This window comes from Burkholderia sp. NRF60-BP8, from assembly GCF_001522585.2.
In the GTDB taxonomy this organism is placed as follows: Bacteria; Pseudomonadota; Gammaproteobacteria; order Burkholderiales; family Burkholderiaceae; genus Burkholderia.
Window position 1 is genome coordinate 21,576 of sequence record NZ_CP013374.1, and the last position, 18,963, is coordinate 40,538.

Below are 18,963 nucleotides of genomic sequence, written 5' to 3' on the forward strand. Positions count from 1 at the left end.
CGCACGATGATACGCCGCCAGTACCGGATCGTCGTCGCGGCGATCGCCGTGTTCGTGTCGCTCGTCGGCATGATGGCCGTCGTGACGGGCCTGCTGTTCGATGCGGCGACGGCGCTGCGCGGCGGCGCCGTTGCGTTGATCGTCGGCGTGGCCGGCTTCGTCGTGATGCTGAACCCGGGGCCGAAAGACGACGCGTGACCCGCACGGAAGCGGGGGCGGCGCGCGTCCGGCCTCGGTGTCGCGACGATCGACCCGATGCGCTTGCGCGATGCCCGGCGGGTGCGGGGCCGCGCACGCGCATCGTCCCGTTCCAGAGGGGGCGGGCGGCGTATCCGGCCGCGCGCGCTTCTGTCAAACTGGCGCCCATGAAACCGCGCCTCGCCTCACCGCTTTCCCCCGATTCCGCGCCTGCGCCCGCAGGTTTTCCCGACGCCGACGAACTGGCCGCGCTGCGCGCGTGGTACGCGGGCATGACCGTGCGCCAGGCCGTCGAGCGCTACCTGCCCGACCGGCTCGGCGACGGACGGTCGGCGCGCGGCGTGATCGGCGCCATTCGCCGGCGCCTCGTGCGCATCGCGCGGCAGGTGGGCCGCGCCGATCTCGCGGAACGGCTCGGCCATCCGGACGGCGAGCGTTTGCGGGAGGCGAAAGCGGCAACCGACGCGATCGGCCTGCTGCGTCATGCGCGCGCGCCGGTTCCGCAGATCGGCGACGACGTCGGCCTGTGGTTGCCGGCGCGCGCGGTCGCGGCATTGCGTGCACACGGGATCGCGACGCTCGCCGACCTGACCGTGCGGATTCCGCGCCGGCGCCAGTGGTGGCGGGCGATCGCGGGCCTCGGCATGGCCGGCGCGCGGCGCATCGAGGCGTTCTTCGCCGCGCATCCGGAGCTGACCGAACGCGCGCGTGCGCTGATCGCCGCGACGCCGCGCGGCAGCATCGTGCCGTGGGAGCAACTGAAGCTACCGCACGAAGTCGACGGCTCGGCCGGCACGTTCCGCGCGCCGCGCGCGACCAGCACGCTCGATGCGGACAACGATTACGCGGCCGTGCACGCGTGGCTGTCGCTGCACGAATCGGCCGCGACGCGGCGTGCGTACCGGAAGGAAGCCGAGCGGTTGATCCTGTGGGCGATCGTCGAGCGCGGCCGCGCGCTGTCGTCGCTGACGACCGAGGATGCGCTCGCGTATCGCGCGTTCATCCGGCGGCCGACGCCGCACGAACGCTGGGTCGGCCCCGTGCGGCCGCGCGGCGCGCCCGACTGGCGGCCGTTCTCGGGTGCGTTGTCCGCGCGGTCCGCGGCGTACACGCTGTCGGTGCTCGGCGCGCTGTTCCGCTGGCTGATCGAGCAGCGCTACCTGCTCGCGAATCCGTTCGCCGGCGTGAAGGTGCGCGACACGCGCGGCGCGACTCCCCTCGATACGTCGCATGCGTTCACCGAAGGCGAGTGGCTGCTGGTTCGCACGATCGCCGACGGGCTCGAGTTCCGCAAGCGCGCGGGCGACGCCGCGCCGCAGTCGGGCTGGACGCCGGCCGCCGCGCAACGGCTGCGCTTCATTCTCGATTTCGGCTATGCGACCGGGCTGCGCGCGAGCGAACTGGTCGGCGCGACGCTCGGCGACATCGAGACGGACGCGCACGGCGACGCGTGGCTGAAGGTGATCGGCAAGGGCAGCAAGGCCGCCCGCGTCGCGCTGCCGCCGCTCGCGCGCACGGCGCTCGATCGCTATCTGGTCGCGCGCCGGTTGCCGGTCACGCCGGCGCGCTGGCGGCCCGCTACGCCGCTGATTCCGAGCCTCGCGGAAGACGACGCGGCCGCGATCACGAGCGTGCGGCTGTGGAAGGTGATGCAGCGTTTCTTCGCGCAGACGGCCGATAGCGTCGAGGCCGACCACCCGGCGCTCGCGCACAAGCTGCGCCAGGCGAGCCCGCACTGGATGCGGCATACGCATGCGACGCACGCGCTGGCGCGCGGCGCGGAGCTGACGACGGTGCGCGACAACCTGCGGCATGCGTCGATCTCGACGACGTCGATCTACCTGCATGGCGACGACGTGAAGCGGGCGCGGCAGATGTCGAGTGCATTCGGCGCGGACAAGTAGGCGAGTCGGACGCTGCCGGCCGGCGCCGCGCACGCGGCGGCAGCGGTCGATGCTTGGGCGCGTTTCGCGTGCGCGAATGCATGACGCACCGCAGCGTATCGGCAGACCAGACGGAACGGTCCGGCGCGCACGACGGTCATAAACTTTTTCATCGGGAGCGGCGGATGGCATCGAGCCAGAGCACGGTCGATTTCATCGTCGAGCAGATCGCGGCGGCCGGTACGGTATCGGCGCGCAAGATGTTCGGCGAATACGGCATCTATTGCGACGGCAGGATGGTCGCGCTCGTCTGCGACGACCGGCTGTTCGTCAAGCCGACGCCCGAAGGCCGCGCGTATCTCGGCGCGTGCGACGAAGCCCCGCCGTATCCGAGCGCGAAGCCGCATCTCGTCATCGCCGGCGATCGCTGGGACGAGCGCGAATGGCTGTCGACGCTGATCCGGATCACCGCCGCGCAACTGCCGCTGCCGGTGAAGCGCGGCCGATGACGAGCGAGTCGGATGCCGCGCCGCGCAGCCGGCAGGCGTATTCTGTGACACATGCGCGCGACCATCGTGCGCCAGGGAGTACCAACATGGAGACATCCGCAGCTTCGCGCGGCACGCGGCGTGCGCGCCGCGCCTGGCACGCGCTCGTCGCAGCCCTGTGTGTCGGCTGGAGCGCGCTGTCGTTCGGCGCGGAGGGCGTGAACGGCGCGGCCGCGCTGCTCGACCGCTACCGCAGCCTTGGCGCGCAACTGAAGGACAACGCGTTTCACCGGCCCCTGGTGCTCGAATCCTCGGAAGCGTCGTCGTCGCTGAAGGGCGACATCTATGCGGTCGTCGATTATCCGTTCGCGGTGGTGAACGGCCAGCTCAACGATCCCGCACGAGGCCCCGCGAACTGGTGCGCGGTGCTGATCCTGCACCTGAACACGAAGTACTGCCACGCAGCGAGCGGCGCCAACGGCGCGGTGCTCGACGTGAACCTCGGCCGCAAGATCGAGCAAAAGCTGTCGGATACCTATCGCGTGCAGTTCCGCTACCGCGTGGCGGCCGCGACGCCCGATTATTTCCAGGTCGACCTGACCGCCGACAGCGGCCCGATGGGCACGAAGGATTACCGGATCGCGCTCGAGGCCGTGCCGGTCGGCGCGTCGCGCACGTTCCTGCACCTCACGTATTCGTATGGCTTCGGCACGGTCGGCCGGATGGCGATGAAGACCTATCTCGCGACCGTCGGCAGCGACAAGGTCGGGTTCACGACCGTCGGCGCCGCGTCGGCCGCGCAGCCGCAGTACGTCGGCGGCGTGCGCGGGCTGCTCGAGCGCAACACGATGCGCTACTACCTCGCGATCGACACGTATCTCGCGACGCTCGACAAGCCGCTCGATGTGCGCCTCGCGCGCTGGTTCGACGCGACCGAGCAGTACCCGCAGCAACTGCACGAAGTGGAGCGCGGCGCGTATCTGCAGATGAAAACGCAGGAGGTGCAGCGGCAGCAGACGGCGCGATGACGGTGCAGCCCGCTCGCGCTCCCGGCATCAGTTCGACGCGCCGCCCACCGTGCGGATGCTGCGCCACTGCCCCTGGTCGACGCGGAACAACGTGTACGGCGGCTTGATCAGGTCGCCGCGCTCGTCGAAAGAGATCTTGCCGGTCACGCCGGTTACCGACACGCCCGGCAGGCTCGTGACGATCTTGCCTCGATCGAGCGAATCGGCCTTGTGGACCGCCGCGATCATCGCGAGCGCCGCGTCGTACGCGAACGGCGCGTACAGCTCGACGTCCTGGTTGAAGCGCGCCTTGTAGCGCTGGGCGAATGCGACGGCGGACGGCAGCTTGTCGAGCGCGGGGCCGGGCTCCAGATCCTGCGTGCCTTCGCCCGCGTTGCCGGCGATCTTCAGGAATGCATTGCTTTTCAGTGCGCCGGCGCCGAACAGTTGTGCACGGATGCCGAGCGAGCGCATCTGCTTGACGAGCATCGCGCCCTGTTCGTCGAGCCCGCCGAAGAACAGCAGGTCGATGTTGTTGCTCTTCATCGTGGTCAGGATGCCGCGGAAGTCGACGGCCTTGTCGTTCGTGTATTCGCGGCCGACGATGGTGCCGTGCGCGTCCTTCACGCCTTTCTCGAACGCATCGGCGAGGCCCTGGCCGAACGCGGTGCGATCGTCGATGATGCCGATCCGCTTCGCCTTCAACTGCTCGACCGCGAAGCGGCCGGCCACCACGCCGCCGACGCCGTCGTGCCCCATCGTGCGGAACACGTTTTTGAAGCCTTGCATCGTCAGTTGCGGATTGGTCGAGCCGGGCGTGATCATCGCGACGTTCGCCTGCTTGTAGACGGCCGACGCCGGAATGCTGCAGCCCGAGTTGTAGTGGCCGATCACGCCGACCACACCGTCGTCGACGAGCTTCTGCGCAACCTGGATCGCGATGCGCGGATCGGCCTGGTCGTCCTGCACGTCGAGCACGAAGCGCACCGGCTTGCCGCCGATGGTCGGATGCTTCGCGTTTTCCTCGTCGAGTGCGAGCTGCGCGCCGTATTGCAGATCCTTGCCGACGCGCGCGACCGGCCCCGTCAGCGGACCGGCGAAGCCGATCCTGACGGTTTCCGGGTCTGCGGCGTGCGCGGCCCCCGCGACCGTGCCGATCGAGCAGACGGCCAGCCATGCCAGCCAGTGACGACGATTCATGATGCCTCTCCTTGCGTGGGTGGAAGTCGCGGCGCGCGTCGGAATCGCGCGGCCCGGTACGGTGTGAGGTCCAGCGGCGGTGCGCGCCGGGCGACGAGGTCGGCGACGAGCTGCCCGGTGACGCCGGCGAGCGTCACGCCGAGATGCTGATGACCGAATGCGTGGATCACGCGCGCACTGTCGCGTGCGCGGCCGATGACGGGCACGCCGTCGGGCAGCGTCGGCCGGAAGCCGAGCCAGCTGCGCGTCGGCGTGCCCAGCGACGGCACGGCTTCGCGCGCGGAACGCGTGAGCAGCGCGACGAGCGACGGGTTCATCGGTGCGTCGAAGCCGCCGAGTTCGACGGTGCCGGCCGCGCGCAGCCCTTCATCGAGCGGCGTCATGTAGAAGCCGCGTTCGGCCCAGCCGACCGGCCGCGTGACGATCGGTTCGTGCGCGCCGAACTGCACGTGATAGCCGCGCTCGGTGTCGAGCGGTACCGCATCGCCGCACGCGGCCGCGAATTCGCGCGAGCGGGCGCCCGCGGCGACGACGACGTGATCGAACCCGCGCACCGTGCCGCCCGCCTGCACGTTCACGCTGTCGCCGGCGGGCACGATCCGCTCGACGCGGACGCGTTCGAGCGTCGCGCCGGCGGCGGCGAGTTGCGCGAAGAGCTCGCCGAGAAAGCCGTGCGGATCGGAGAAGTGCCAACTGCCGACGAACAGCACGCCGCGCGTGAAGATCGGTGCGAGCGCGGGTTCGAGTGCACGGATCGCGCTCGCGTCGAGCGTCTCGAACGGCACGCCGAGCCGGCGCCGCAGCGCGAGCGACGGTTGCGCGGCATCGAACGACGCCTGCCGGGCGTACAGGTACAGGCATTCGCGCGGCCGCACGAATGCCGCGAGCCGCGCCGACGCGAGCAGCGGCGCATAGCCGTCGGCTGCGCGCGACAACAGGGCGGCCAGTGCGCTCGCGCTGCGTGCGTGGCGCACGGGCGTCGATGCGAGCAGGAAACGCGCGAGCCACGGCGCGCCGTGCAGCAGATAGGGCCAGCGGATGCGCAGCGGGCTGTCGGCGCCGAACAGGAAGTGCGGCAGGTTGCGGAATACGGACGGGCCGTTCACCGGCGCGCAGCCGTACGGTGCGAACGTCGCGGCATTGCCGAACGACGCGCCTTCGCCGATGCCGGCCGGATCGAACAGCGTCACGCGATGCCCGTCGCGTTGCAGCCATGCCGCCGCGCCGAGCCCGATGAAGCCTGCACCCACGATGGCGATCTTCGCCATGACGCTTCCCCTTGGGTCCACATGATTCACACAAAGATGCGATCAAGAATCACACAGTAATTTTTTGTGTGCAATCAAAAAGAAATTGTGTGGTGTCGGCGTTTACCCGGTTTCAATACGCTGATTCTGCAGACTTTTCCGTAAGCGTTTGACGGGGTGGGGATGTCATATACAATCGCTGGGCAAGTCAAAACGGCAGACAAACGTTTTTTGTGTGGTCACGGGCGACAAATGGCATCGGACAAACTTTCCGGCGAGCGCGACGGCGGCCTGCCGACGCAGGCGAAGCGGCCCACTTATGTCGAGGTCTCGAGCTCGATCGAGGCGGAAATCCGCAACGGCACGTATCCGCCGGGCAGCCGCCTGCCGCCGCAGCGCCAGCTCGCGACCGAGCTCGGCATCAACGTGTCGACGGTGTCGCGTGCGTACAAGGAGCTGCAGCTGCGCGGCCTCGTGATCGGCAGCAAGCGGCGCGGCTCGCTCGTCACCGGCGGTGCGATGCCGAGCATCGAGCCGGCCCGCGCGTCGCTCGCGGCCGGCAACGGCGCGATCGACCTGACCGTCAACCGGCCGGCCACCGGCGAATTTCTCGCGAGCCTCGCGCAGACGTTCGGCACGCTGCCGAATGACCCGCGTTTCGCCGCGTTGCAGGAATACCAGCCGCCGCAGGGGCCCGACTGGGCGCGCGCGGCCGGCGCGCAGTGGCTTGCCGCGCCCGGTTTCACGCCGTCGCGCGACCAGGTGGTCGTCACGAGCGGCGCGCAGCACGGGTTGTATGCGGTGCTGAACAGCCTGATCGGCACCGATGGCGTGATCGTTGCCGATCGCCTCACGTACTACGGCCTGAAGGCGCTTGCGCCGGTGTTCCAGTTCGAGATCGTCAGCGCGGCGGCGGACGACGACGGCCTGCTGCCCGACGAGATCGAGCGGATCTGCCAGCGCATGCCGGTCAAGGCGATCTTCGTCGTGCCGAACCTGCAGAACCCGACCGTGACGACGATGAGCCTCGCGCGCCGGATGGCGCTCGTGGACATCGCGCGGCGCCATCACGTGACGATCATCGAGGACGACGTGTACGGCCCGCTCGTGCGCGACCGGCTGCCGGCGATCGCGGGGCTGTGCCCGGAGCTGACGTTCCATCTCGGCGCGACGTCGAAGATCCTTGCGCCGGGGCTGCGCCTCGGTTACCTGAGCTGTCCGCGCGACAGCGTTGCCCTGTGCGCGGAAGCCGTGCGCACCACCGCATGGATGCCGGCGCCCGCGTCGATGCTGATCGCGACGCTGTGGATCGAGGACGGCACGGCCGCGCGGATCATGGCCGCGCAACTCGCGGAGATTCGTGCGCGCGTCGATCTGGCGCGGGAACTGCTGCCGGCCGGGCAGTTGAAGTCCGACCCCGCCTGCATGTTCGTGTGGCTGCGGCTGCCGCCCCCGTGGCGCGCGGACGATTTCGCCGCGAATGCGAAGGCGCGCGGCGTGATCGTGATGCCGTCGTCGACCTTCGCGGTCGACCGCGCGGAGATCGAGCACGGCGTGCGCATCAACCTCGCGTGCCCGGCCACGCGCGACGAACTCGTCAACGGGCTGCGGATCCTGTCCGGCACGCTGAAGGACCGGCCGCGCGCGCTGTTCGGGTCGATCTGACGGCGCCGCTCAATCGAGCAACCCCGCGACGACGTCGACGATCCGTTGCAGCAGCGCTTCGTCGTAAGGCAGCCACGGCGCCGCGCGCAGCGGCGACGGCGGTGGCGCGGTCGTCGCATCGACGGGTTCGCCGTCGCGCGTCACGCGGCCGGTCGCGCAATGCACCGACCATGCGCCCACGCGCACGTGGCGTTCGTCGATCGTCATTCTTCCTTGCGCGATCGCGTCGGCGAACACGAGCGACAGCACGTGCTTGCGATGCCGCGCCATCACGCCGAGCGGCAGATCGGACAACCGGTTCAGGCGCTGCTGGCGCTCGGATTCGAGATCGCGCAGGCGGACGGGGTCCGCCGCGAGCGTAGCGGTGGCCGCACGTGTCGCATCGTCGTCGAGCGCGAACGCGGACACGCTGACGAGCAGGTCGACCGCACGCGCCACTTCGGAGAACACCACACGATCGATTTCGCCGATCGGCAGCGGCAGCCAGCGTGCGCCGTGTCGGCGTTCGAAGTGCAGCCGGCGCGACGTACCGTGGCTTTCCGAACCCGGATAGAGCCGCGCATCGACGACGAAGGTCGCGCGCACGTCGCCGAATTCGCGGACGAGCGCATCGTCGTACGCGCGGATCGACCAGCCTTCGCGGCGCGCAACGCCGAGCAGCGGCCGGCTCGACAGCACGTGACCTTCGAACATCGCGGAATCGCTGGCCGACGCGTCGCCGTCGCTCGGCACGTAGTACTCGCGGAACGCCTGCCTGACCGGTTGCCGCAGCGTGCGGCCGACGATCGCGCGCTGCCACGCGAGCCGTTCGGCCGCGTCGGCCAGCAGCGGGTGCCATAGCCGGATCTCGCAGTCGTCGGCGATCTCGCACGCTTGGTCGGCCGCATCGCGCAGCACGACCTTGCCTTTGGCGATATCGGGGATGAACGATTGCGTCGAACCGTCGCCGTTTTGTGCCCGCCAGATCATCCGCGCCGCGAACGCGGCGCCGGCCGGCGCGTCGACGAGCCGCTCGCGCCATTCGGCGTGGCCGAGCGTCATCGGCTGCCAGAAACCGGCCTCCATGCACGTGGCGAGCATCGCGAGTTGCTTCTTGTCGGGCTTCGCATCGAGCGTCATCCGCAGCGCGGTGCGCGGCCGTTCGCCCAGTGCGCGTTCGGCCGGCTTCAGGTTGCGCGCGAGTTTCTTCTGCACGCCCGCGTGACGGACGACGGCCAGCGCGTCGCGCAGCGCGCGCACGCCCTCGGGTGTCGGGATCGTCTCGATCGCATGGCCGAGCGCGATGGCGAGCGATTGCGACGGCGCGGTTTTCGCGGCCGTCGGCGCAACGCATACGCCCGTCAGCAGCGGCCCGATCAGCGGGCGCAGCCATGCTTCGTCGCGATACGCGGCCACGCGCGCGGCGCGTGACAGAACTTGCGCGTCGTCGGTCGTGAACGCGCGATCGGCTTCGTAGGGCACGGTGCCGGCATGCAGCGCGGCGATCTGTTGCGCGGCTTCGGTCAGCGCGTCGCGCGCGAACGCGACGTACGCGGCCTCTTGCGCGAGCGTCACGGCCGGATCGCTGAGGTCGAGCCACAGCCGCTTCGGCGCGAAATAGCCGTCGTTCGTCGCAGCCAGTGCGAGCAGCGCGGCCGCGCCGAGTTCGGGCAACACGTCGAGTTCGCGCACGCGAAACGGCGAATCGGCCAGCGCCTGCGCATAGGCGTCGCGTCGCGCCGAGAAGTCGCGGCGGCCCGCGAACCAGTCGAGCGCATACGCGGCATAGGCGGACGCCGTGCGCAACCCGCCTTCTTCCGGTTCGCCGGCGATCCGCGCGAGTTCGGCCTGCAGCGCGGCCGACGGCAGCGCGTCGAGGCATGGCAGATCCTCGAGCGCGCGTTTCCAACCGCCGGCCGGAATGGCGCCAAACAGTTCGAGCGCCGCATCGGCGTCGATGAGCGGCACGAGGCCGAGCGCATCGATCTGCCGGTGCAACGTGCGCGCGAATTCGGCGCGCGGATCGCCGAACGCCTGGTCGCGCACCAGGATCTCGTGCTCGACACGCCGCAACGCCGGCCATATGGCGCCGAGCGTGGGCGCGTCGAGCGCCGACAGGTCGATGGGCGCGTCGATGGCGCTTGCGTGGGCGGTGGCGTCGGTCAGCCGCGCGATGAGTCGCGCAACGAGGGCGCGATCAGTCATGTGTGCGCTCCCGGTCCGCTGCGGCGTTCCGGCGCGACTTCTTCCGTGCCGGTCCCGCGACGCGTATCGCGCCGCCGAGGCCGGCTGCCGATTCGATCGTGTACTGCATGGTCTGCTCTCATCGTGAAAAACCTGCGGGGCGCACAGTATTGCACTCTGCTTGATCCGATCGCGCGGTGGCCCGTGCGGCGGGCCTCCCGGGCGCGTCCGGCGCCGTCGCGCCAGCTGGCCAACCGGCCGTCCGCCATTCCATAAGACGTACAGTTTTCCCGTGATACGCGATTTGCGCCGAACTGTACTCTTGTTCGCGTGCTCGATGTGTGTACTCGCCGCCAACTGTTCTTCTCTTAAGATTCAATCATCAAGTGCACAGTGCCGCAGATCCAGTTGGTCCGGACCCCTGCCGGCGCATCTTCAAGAGAGAGCCAGTGCGATGGAAAAGGCAAAACCGGAGGGAAAGATCAGGAATCACGACGGCCCGATCGGCGGGCGAAACACGTGCGACGCGTGCGTATCGGACGCACACGGCGGCGCGGCGCGGCTGCGCATGCCGGCGGGAGACGCACGATGAAACTCTATGAAAAGCTCGCGGACGACATCGAGCGCCTGATCCGCCAGGGCGTGTATCGGCACGGCGACCGGATTCCATCGGTGCGGCAGGCGAGCCAGCAGCACCGGATCAGCATCACGACCGTGCTGCACGCGTATCTGCTGCTGGAGAGCCGCGGGCTGCTCGAAAGCCGGCCGCAGTCGGGCTATTTCGTGAACCTGCGGCGCGACGACAGCCATGCGCCGGTTCGCGAACTGCGGCCGTCGAAGCCGATCGCGATCTCGTCGTCGGTCGACGTGAGCCGGCTCGTGCTGTCGACGCTGCGCTCGATCGGCACGGACGACGCGGTGCCGCTCGGTTCGCCGTATCCGGACCCGAGCCCGTTTCCGTTCGAGAAGCTGAATCGCTACGCGTACGCGGCCGGCCGCGACAAATCGCTGTGGGGCGTGACCGACGGATTGCCGCCGGGCCACCCGCGGCTGATCCGGCAGATCGCGCGCCGCTACCTGGAAAACGGGATGTCGGTGGATCCGAACGAAATCATCGTGACGGTCGGTGCGACGGAGGCGATCAACCTGTGCCTGCAGGCGGTCGCGAAGCCGGGCGACACGATCGCGGTGGAGTCGCCGACGTTCTACGCGATGCTGCACGCGATCGAGCGGATGGGGATGAAGGCGATCGAAGTGGCCACGCATCCGGAATACGGGATCGACATCGCGGCGCTGGCCGCGATCGCGAAATCGCAGCCGATCGCCGCGTGCATGGTGATGCCGAACTTCCAGAACCCGCTGGGCTTCCAGATGCCGGACGAGCGCAAGCGCGAACTGGTTGAGTTCGCAACCAAAGCCGGGATGCCGATCATCGAGAACGGCGTGTACAACGAACTGTATTTCGGCGACACGCATCCGAGTTCGCTGAAGTCGTACGACCGCAGCGGGATCGTGCTGCATTGTTCGTCGTTCTCGAAGAGCCTGACGGCCGCGTACCGGATCGGTTGGGCGCTGCCGGGGCGCTATCGCGATCAGGTCGAGAAGCTGAAATTCCTGAACACGCTCGCGACGCCGTCGTTGCCGCAGCTCGCGATCGCGGAGTTTCTCGAGCGCGACGGCTACGAGCATCACCTGCGGCGCTTGCGCAAGGCGTATGCGCAGCAGGCGAACCTGATGCGTGCGATGGTGTCGCGGTTCTTTCCGGAGGGCACGCGCATGTCGAGCCCGGCGGGCGGCTACGTGCTGTGGGTCGAACTGCCCGCGCAGGTCGATGCGATGCGGTTGTACCAGCTCGCGCTGGAGCAGGGGATCACGATCGGGCCGGGCTACATGTTCTCGATCACCGACAACTACCGGAACTTCATCCGGCTGAACTACAGCAGCCCGTGGTCGCCGGAAATCGAGCAGGCGGTGATCGCGGTCGGGAAGCTGGCTGCGGCGTGCATGCGGTGAACGGGCGAGCGACGTGGATCGCGGGCGGCGGGCCCTGCCGCGTGCGATTCATGTCGTTCAACCCCAACCGGCTGCCGAAAACGACCGTGCGGCCGATCGCAGCCAACTGCAGAAGGCGTCGATTTGGGGCCGCGCGGTGGCCGCACGTGTCGTCAGCAGGTGGTAGCTGTAAGGCCCCCGCACCGGGTTGCCCGGCGCAATAGCCAACAGCCCCTGCCTGACCGCATCGGCGGCGAGGACGTCCGACGCCACGGCCACGCCCTGGCCCGCGATCGCGGCATCGAGCGTCAGATAGGTGTGCGAAAAGCTCGGCCCCTGTCGCAAACGCGCCGTGCTCGCGTGCACGTCCTGCATCCGGCACCAGCGCACCCAGTCCACCTGCTCCGGAATGCGGGCCTCGTATTCGTCGTGCAGCAGGGTTGCACGCAGCACGTCGTCCACGGTGCGCAACGGCTTGCATAGCGACGGTTGGCCGACCGCGAGGAACGTCTCCGACATCAGCGTTTGCGCGACGAGCCCCGGATAGGGGCCCGGACCCAGGCGGATCGCCACGTCCACGCGCTCGCGGCTGAAGTCGACGGCGGGTACCGAAGCCAGCAGGCGCACCTCGATATCGGGATGCAGCCGCCGGAACTCGCCCAGGCGCGGCATCAGCCAACGCGTGACGAACGACGGCATCGCGGTGACCGTGACCTCCGGCGAATCCGCGGCTTGCCGGATGCCGAGCGACGCGCGCTCGAGCTCGTCCATCAAGCGCTCGATTTCGACGAAGTAGCGCCGTCCGATTTCCGTCAACTGGACGGACCGGGCGCCGCGCATGAACAACGGCGTGCCCAGCCACTCCTCCAGCAGCCGCACCTGATGTCCCACTGCACCGGAAGTGACGCATAGCTCGTCCCCCGCACGGGCGAAGCCGCCATGGCGCGCAGCGGCCTCGAATGCGCGCACGGAGAGCAGGGGCGGAAGTTGTCGTGGCATGACTCAATCAAATTGCGGCTCAGTGTGGAAACGTTTGATTTGTTGCGCGGGAAATGCGTGCTTAATCTGGAAGCCTTCTGTCACGAGGCTCAGAAATAGTGGGCCATGCCATTTCCGGAGTCAACATGGATCTCAGCATTCACGGCGAGCCGAATCCCGCGCTCGCGCCGTCGTTTCGAAAGGTGCTCGTGCCCTGGGCGGTCCAGGGCGGGCTCAATCCGCCGGTCATCACGCATGCGTACGGATGCTACTTCTACGATACGAACGGCAAGCGTTACCTGGACCTCACCAGCGGCTATGTCGCGGTGTCGTTGGGTCATGGCCATCCGAAGGTGGTGCAGGCGATCCAGGCGCAGGCCGCGCGCATGTGCTCGGTCGCACCCAGCTACTTCAACGACGTGCGCGCCGAATACGCGGAGCTGCTGAACAGCGTTTCGCCGTGGCCGGAGGGGCTGCGCGTGCATTTCACCAGCGGCGGTGCCGAAGCGAACGACGACGCGGTGAAGATCGCGCGGCTGGTGACACGCCGGCCCAAGGTGCTGACCGCCTATCGGTCGTATCACGGCGGCACCCTCGGCGCGAGCGCGATGACGGGTGTGGACCGCTGGCGCGATCCGTTCCCGGCGCTGCCGGGCATGGTGAAGTTCTTCGCGCCGTACCCGTACCGCAGCCCGTTCCATACGTCGGAGCCGGCCGAGGAGACCTGCCGCGCGCTCGATCACCTGGCGCGTATCCTTTCGCATGAAGGCGCACAAAACGTGGCCGCGATCCTGATGGAGCCGATGACCGGATCCAGCGGTGTCGTCGTCTACCCGCCGGGCTATCTCGAAGGCGTTCGCGACCTGTGCGACCGGCACGGCATCCTGCTGATCTTCGACGAGATCATGACGGGTTTCGGGCGCACGGGCGCATCGTTCTGCGCCGAGCGCGTCGGCGTCTTGCCGGACCTGATTTCGTTCGCCAAGGGGGCCAGCGCGTCGTACACGCCCCTCGGCGGTGTCCTGGTGCGCGAGCGTGTGGCCCGCCACTTCGATACGGAACTCTTCGACGTGGGCCATACGCATGCGGGCCACGTGCTGGCGGTCGCCGGCGGCCTCGCGGCGCTGAAGGTCTATCTGGAAGAGGGCCTGTTCGAGCGGGCGCGCGAGATCGAGGGCTGGCTGCGCGACGGTCTCGGCGAGTTGGCGGAGCGTCATCCGTCGATCGGCGACGTGCGGGGCATGGGCGCCCAGTTCGGCATCGAGCTGGTGCGCGATCGCGACACCCGGGAGCCGCTCGTCGAGTGGCACCACCCGGCGGGAGCGGCGCCGATGCGCGTGTTCTATGGTGAGCTGCTGAAGCGTGGCGTCCATGCGTACGGGCGCTACAACGTGGTGATCGTGACGCCGCCGCTCGTCATCTCGCGCACGGAGCTGGACGAGGGGCTCGACGCGCTCGATGCGGCGCTGACGGTGTTGGAGGCTGGGCGATGACCTGCGTGGACTTTTCGTATCGCGAAGCGGGTGGCGTGGCAACGCATGGTGCGCAACGTGCCGCGCAGTTTGCCGTCGGGCGACGTGAGCGCGCTCGAGAATCCGGCGGCGCCTGTCGCATGGCAGGCGCGGCCGATCAGGGCGCGGTATCACGGATCGACGTCGAGACCGGCGTTGCGCGGGGTGACGTCATCCACCCGTCACCGGCGGAAAGAACGCGACCTCGCTATCCTCCCGCACGACGAACTCCCCGGTCACCATTTCGAGGTTCACGGCCGCGCGCACGGGTCGGTCCATCCGCAGCGCGTCGGCGCTGCGCGCGTCGCGGGCGGCCAGCGTGCCGCGCAGTGCGTCGACGGTGAGTTCGTGCGCATCGATCTCGACGGTTTCCTCGTCGAGCGCTAGTTGTTCGCGAATGCTCGCGAAGTATTTGATCGTCAGTTTCATCGAGTTGTCTCGGGCAGGAACGGCGGAATCGGAAAACGCGAAGCGAACGCGATCAGCCCCAGCGCCGCATCGCCTGGTCGTCGTGCGCCTTCGCCTCGACCCAGCCGGATTCGCCGTCGTGCCGGATCTCCTTCTTCCAGAATGGCGCATGGGTCTTCAGGAAATCCATCAGGAATTCGCACGCATCGAACGCGGACGCACGATGCGCGGCGGCCACCACGACGAGCACGACGGGCTGGCCGAGCGGAATGCGGCCGACGCGGTGCACGATCCTGACCGCTTCGAGCCGCCAGCGCGCAGTCGCTTCCTCGACGATGCTCCACAGTGCCTGTTCGGTCATCGTCGGGTAGTGCTCGACTTCCAGTGCGACGACGTCGTCGACGTCGCCTTCCTTGCGCACGACCCCCAGAAAATTCACGACCGCGCCGACATTCGGATTGCGAACGATCGGCGCAAGCTCCGCGCCCGCGTCGATCGGCGCATGCTGCACGCGCACTTCGAATCCGGCGGCAATGGCGGGCGCCGATTCGGGATGCGGGGCGGTTGCATCGACGGGCGGCGTGCTGCCGGCACGCAGCGGATCGTCCGGTAGCCCGGCGCGGGATTCGGTGAAGGTCGTCATGACAGGTTCTCCAGTGGGCGGCGCATCCTGTGTCGCGCGGCGGCCCGTCAGCCGCCGACGAGCGACATGCGCACGGTCGGATAGGTCTTGCCCGGCGCGCGGGCCGGCCGTGCGGCCCGGCGCTCGGAATAGCGGTCGTCGCGCTGCGTCCAGCATGCGCGCACGGCGGCGGCGAGATCGCCGGTCGAGGCCGCATCGCCGAGCCACGGCCGCAGGTCGGTGCCTTGCATCGCGAACAGGCACGTATACAACTGGCCGTCGGCCGACACGCGGGCGCGCGAGCAGGTACCGCAAAACGGATGCGACACGCTCGCGATGAAGCCGACTTCACCCGCGCCGTCGATGTGCGCGCAACGGATCGCGGTGGCGTCGTGCCCCGGTTCGCCGACCAGCACGAGCGGGTAGTGTGCGTCGATCAGCTCGCGCATCCGCGTGGCCGGCACGACTTTGTCGCCGGACCAGAAGCTTGCGCCGCCGACATCCATGTATTCGATGAAACGCACGGCCACGCCCGTGTGTCGGAAGTGCCGCACGAGCGGCAGGATCTGGTCGTCGTTGACGCCGCGCTCGATCACCGCGTTGACCTTCACCGGCGCGAGCCCGGCCGCATGCGCGGCCTCGATGCCGGCCAGCACGCGCGATACCGGCACGTCGGCGTCGCTCATCCGGCGGAACACCGTGTCGTCGAGCGCATCGAGGCTCACGGTCACGCGCGACAGGCCCGCATCGCGCAACGCGCGCGCCTTCGCGGCGAGCAGCGAGCCGTTGGTCGTCAGCGCGATTTCGACGGGCTTGCCGTCGACGGTCGTCAGCGCGGCAAGCCGTTCGATCAGCGCTTCGAGATGGCGGCGCAGCAGCGGCTCGCCGCCCGTGATGCGGATCTTCTCGACGCCGAGCGACGTGAAGGCGCGCGCGATCTTTTCCTGTTGCGCGAACGACAAGCGTTCGGACGACGGCATGAACGCGTAGTCCGCGCCGAAACTTTCGCGCGGCATGCAGTAGCCGCAGCGGAAATTGCACTGGTCGATGACCGACAGGCGCAGGTCGCGCAACGGACGGCCGAGCGTGTCGGACGGCCGGGAGAAAGCGCCGGGCGATGCGTCGCCGGACGAAGCGGCGGCGGCCGGCGCGGCGGAAACGATGGCATTCACGATCGGGTCGTCGGCCTGCATGAAGTAAGCGGAGGGGCATCGCCGCTCGGCCGTGCGGGTGCCGACGGGTCGGCGCACAGGTCGTGACGAGCCTCATCGTGAGCATAGTCCGGCGGGTTTTCCCGGCAGAGACACAATCGTGCCCGAATGGCAGGAATACAGTTCGCCGCGCGGGACGCGCGACAGGCGCGGCGAATGGCGCGAATGCGTCGCGCCGGGCGGGTAGTCGGCGTCGTGCTCATGCGAGCCAGTGCGCGAATTCGTAGTACGGAACCGCGTCGCCGCGCGCGAGGGTGCGCCCGGCCGGCAGCCGCGCGAGCCCGCTGGCCAGCACGAGCGACGCCAGCGTGCCGGCGCCTTGCTGGCGCAACGTATCGAGCACGGGCGCGCCGTCGGCACCCACCGTACGGCGCACGCGCACGAAGCGCTCGCGCTGCGCATCCGGCTCGAAACCGGTGTCGATCGGCAGCGACGGCACGATCGGCACGCACGCGTCGCGCCCCTGCAGGCGGCGGATCAGCGGCGCGACGAACAGCGCGAACGTCGTCATCGCGGCGCCCGGATTGCCGGGCAGCAGCACCACTGGCCGCGTATCGAGCCGCGCGAGCGCGACCGGCTTGCCGGGCTTCATGCGCACGCCGGCGACGATGAACGACGCGCCGAGCGCGGCCAGCGCGGGACGCAGCAGGTCCTTGTCGCCGACCGACGCGCCGCCGACGCAGATCACGAGGTCGCAGTGCGCGTGCAGGTCGCGCAGTGCCTGATCGACGGCGGCCGCCGTATCGGCGGCGTGCATGCGCATCGCGACGTCGGCGCCGGTGCCCGCGACCAGCGCGGCGAGCATCGGTGCGTTGCTGTTGTAGATCTGCTGAGGCGCACGCGGCTCGCCGCATGCGACCAGTTCATCGCCGGTCGTCAGGATGCCGACGCGCAGCGCCGCGCGTACGTCGATCCGCGCCATCCCTTGCGCGGCGGCCACGCCGACGTGCATCGCACCCATCCGCACGCCGGCCGGCACGAGCCGGTCGCCGGCGCGCACTTCCTCGCCGCGGCGGCGGATGTGCGACCCGCTGCGTTGGGGCGCGTCGAACGTGACGCCGCCGTCCCGTTCGTGCGCATGCTCCTGCATCACGACGGTGTCGGCGCCGGGCGGAATCAGGCTGCCGGTGAAGATGCGTGCGGCCGTGCGCGGCGCGAGCGGCGCCGGCATGTCGCCGGCATAGCAGCGCTGCGCGACCCGCAGCGGCTCGCCGTGCGCGAGGTCGGCGTACCGCACGGCGTAGCCGTCCATCGCGCTCTGGTCGGCCGGCGGCTGGTCGAGCAACGCGGTCAGCGGCGCGGCCAGCACGTGGCCGGCCGCTTGCGCGACGGGCACGGACGCGGCGGCCTTGAGCGGCGCGAATGCGCCGGCGAATTGCTGCTGCGCGCCATCGAAATCGAACAGGTGTTTCATGACGAGTGGGCCGGGTGCGCCGGGGCAGGCGCCGGTGGGTCGAGGCGAACGGCGGCGGGCGACACGTATTCGACGAAGCCGTCGTTGCGGCAGAAACCGAGCAGCCGCACGCCGGCTTCGCGGGCGACGTCGATCGCGAGCGACGTCGGCGCCGAGATCGTCGCGAGCATCGGGATGCCGACCCGCGCGGCCTTGCGCACCAGTTCGTAGCTCGCGCGGCTCGACAGGAACACGAAACCCGCGCGCAGGTCGGCGCGGCGGCGTGCGAGCCGCCCGATCAGCTTGTCGAGCGCGTTGTGGCGGCCGACGTCCTCGAACACGTCGAGCACCGTGCCGTCGCGGTCGCACCACGCGGCCGCGTGGATGCCGCCCGTCTCGCGCATCAGCGTCTGCCGGGCCGGCAATGCACGCGCGGCGCGCGCGATCGCGTCGGCGCCAATGCCCGCGGCCGTGCCGGCGGCCGCGATCCGCGGCGGCTGCAGGTCGAGCTGCGCGATGCTTTCGATGCCGCACACGCCGCAGCCCGTGCGGCCGGCCAGCGCGCGGCGGTGCGCCTTCAGCGCCATGAACGCCTGCTGCGACACGGTGAGCCGCACTTCGGCGCTGCCGGGCCGGCATTCGCTTTCGACGTCGAAGACGTCCGACGCGCGCTCGACGATGCCTTCGCTCAGCGCGAAGCCGAGGCCGAACGCGTCGAGATCGATCGGCGTCGCCATCATGACCGTGTGCGCGATGCCGTTGAACACGAGTGCAACCGGGGTTTCGTCGACGACGCGATCGATGGTGTCGCACGCGTCGCCGGCACGATGGCGCGTCACCTGACACGCGGTGCTGCCGGTCGGATCGTCGCGGTGGGTCATGCAGGTTTCTCCAGGCGGGGCGGCCGGCGGGCCGGCCGGGAACGGCGCATGCGCCGAACGACGGGAATCGATGCCGCCGGGCGGGCGCCGAAGGGCGCGCGGCCGCCACGGCAGGC

The 18,963-nt window shown here is 69.5% G+C and carries 16 protein-coding genes; 7 read left to right on the plus strand and 9 right to left on the minus strand.

Annotated features, from left to right (window positions below; translation table 11 throughout):
- Nucleotides 1-6: 6 nt before the first annotated feature.
- From WS54_RS29725 to WS54_RS29740, 4 genes are all read left to right on the plus strand, one after another.
- On the plus strand, nucleotides 7-198 hold the full coding sequence (locus WS54_RS29725; protein ID WP_059782419.1) for a DUF2964 family protein: 192 nt from the start codon (nucleotides 7-9) through the stop codon (nucleotides 196-198).
- A gap of 167 nt (nucleotides 199-365) precedes the next feature.
- A complete protein-coding gene (locus WS54_RS29730; RefSeq protein WP_059782404.1) occupies nucleotides 366-2,102 on the plus strand; it encodes a site-specific integrase in 1,737 nt (578 codons plus the stop codon).
- A 164-nt stretch (nucleotides 2,103-2,266) separates the two neighbouring features.
- Nucleotides 2,267-2,590, plus strand: a complete 324-nt coding sequence (locus WS54_RS29735; RefSeq protein ID WP_034209328.1) for a TfoX/Sxy family protein — start codon at nucleotides 2,267-2,269, stop codon at nucleotides 2,588-2,590.
- 86 nt (nucleotides 2,591-2,676) lie between these two features.
- Complete coding sequence (locus WS54_RS29740; protein ID WP_059782406.1) at nucleotides 2,677-3,597, plus strand: hypothetical protein; 921 nt, start codon at nucleotides 2,677-2,679, stop codon at nucleotides 3,595-3,597.
- Nucleotides 3,598-3,624: 27 nt separating this feature from the next.
- Here WS54_RS29740 and WS54_RS29745 read toward each other — a convergent pair whose 3' ends face one another.
- Together WS54_RS29745 and WS54_RS29750 are read right to left on the minus strand one after the other, a co-directional pair.
- The gene (locus WS54_RS29745) at nucleotides 3,625-4,776 is read right to left on the minus strand and encodes a branched-chain amino acid ABC transporter substrate-binding protein (protein ID WP_034209326.1); all 1,152 of its coding nucleotides are present in this window, start codon (nucleotides 4,774-4,776) and stop codon (nucleotides 3,625-3,627) included.
- A complete protein-coding gene (locus tag WS54_RS29750) occupies nucleotides 4,773-6,044 on the minus strand; it encodes an NAD(P)/FAD-dependent oxidoreductase (protein ID WP_059782408.1) in 1,272 nt (423 codons plus the stop codon). Before WS54_RS29750 ends, WS54_RS29745 begins: the two co-directional genes overlap by 4 nt.
- 231 nt (nucleotides 6,045-6,275) lie before the next feature.
- Here WS54_RS29750 and WS54_RS29755 point away from each other — a divergent pair, with 231 nt between their 5' ends.
- Nucleotides 6,276-7,688 (plus strand): aminotransferase-like domain-containing protein, encoded by a 1,413-nt coding sequence (locus WS54_RS29755; protein WP_034209325.1) that lies wholly within the window; start codon nucleotides 6,276-6,278, stop codon nucleotides 7,686-7,688.
- Nucleotides 7,689-7,697: 9 nt separating this feature from the next.
- On the opposite strand, the gene WS54_RS29760 is transcribed toward WS54_RS29755, so the two are convergent.
- On the minus strand, nucleotides 7,698-9,872 hold the full coding sequence (locus tag WS54_RS29760) for a DUF4132 domain-containing protein (protein WP_059782410.1): 2,175 nt from the start codon (nucleotides 9,870-9,872) through the stop codon (nucleotides 7,698-7,700).
- A gap of 567 nt (nucleotides 9,873-10,439) precedes the next feature.
- On the opposite strand from WS54_RS29760, the gene WS54_RS29765 reads away from it, so the two are divergent.
- Complete coding sequence (locus WS54_RS29765; protein ID WP_059821715.1) at nucleotides 10,440-11,864, plus strand: aminotransferase-like domain-containing protein; 1,425 nt, start codon at nucleotides 10,440-10,442, stop codon at nucleotides 11,862-11,864.
- A gap of 57 nt (nucleotides 11,865-11,921) precedes the next feature.
- Here the strand turns inward: WS54_RS29765 and gcvA are convergent, their stop codons facing one another.
- Nucleotides 11,922-12,842, minus strand: coding sequence for a transcriptional regulator GcvA (gcvA, locus tag WS54_RS29770; RefSeq protein WP_034209322.1), 921 nt, complete (start codon nucleotides 12,840-12,842; stop codon nucleotides 11,922-11,924).
- A 98-nt stretch (nucleotides 12,843-12,940) separates the two neighbouring features.
- Between gcvA and WS54_RS29775 the strand changes: the two genes are divergently transcribed.
- Nucleotides 12,941-14,314: an aminotransferase class III-fold pyridoxal phosphate-dependent enzyme gene (locus WS54_RS29775; RefSeq protein ID WP_236872834.1), complete on the plus strand. Its 1,374-nt coding sequence runs from the start codon at nucleotides 12,941-12,943 to the stop codon at nucleotides 14,312-14,314.
- A gap of 189 nt (nucleotides 14,315-14,503) precedes the next feature.
- Here the strand turns inward: WS54_RS29775 and moaD are convergent, their stop codons facing one another.
- The 5 genes from moaD to fdhD all read right to left on the minus strand — a co-directional run bounded on the left by moaD (nucleotide 14,504) and on the right by fdhD (nucleotide 18,847).
- A complete protein-coding gene (gene moaD, locus WS54_RS29780; RefSeq protein ID WP_034209321.1) occupies nucleotides 14,504-14,761 on the minus strand; it encodes a molybdopterin converting factor subunit 1 in 258 nt (85 codons plus the stop codon).
- 52 nt (nucleotides 14,762-14,813) lie between these two features.
- Nucleotides 14,814-15,383 (minus strand): molybdenum cofactor biosynthesis protein MoaE, encoded by a 570-nt coding sequence (locus WS54_RS29785; RefSeq protein WP_059785231.1) that lies wholly within the window; start codon nucleotides 15,381-15,383, stop codon nucleotides 14,814-14,816.
- 47 nt (nucleotides 15,384-15,430) lie between these two features.
- Nucleotides 15,431-16,555, minus strand: a complete 1,125-nt coding sequence (moaA, locus tag WS54_RS29790) for a GTP 3',8-cyclase MoaA (protein ID WP_059785229.1) — start codon at nucleotides 16,553-16,555, stop codon at nucleotides 15,431-15,433.
- Nucleotides 16,556-16,772: 217 nt separating this feature from the next.
- Nucleotides 16,773-17,987: a molybdopterin molybdotransferase MoeA gene (locus WS54_RS29800; protein WP_059785227.1), complete on the minus strand. Its 1,215-nt coding sequence runs from the start codon at nucleotides 17,985-17,987 to the stop codon at nucleotides 16,773-16,775.
- Nucleotides 17,984-18,847 (minus strand): formate dehydrogenase accessory sulfurtransferase FdhD, encoded by an 864-nt coding sequence (gene fdhD, locus WS54_RS29805; protein WP_059785225.1) that lies wholly within the window; start codon nucleotides 18,845-18,847, stop codon nucleotides 17,984-17,986. The genes WS54_RS29800 and fdhD overlap by 4 nt, the downstream gene beginning before the upstream one ends.
- Nucleotides 18,848-18,963: the final 116 nt, after the last annotated feature.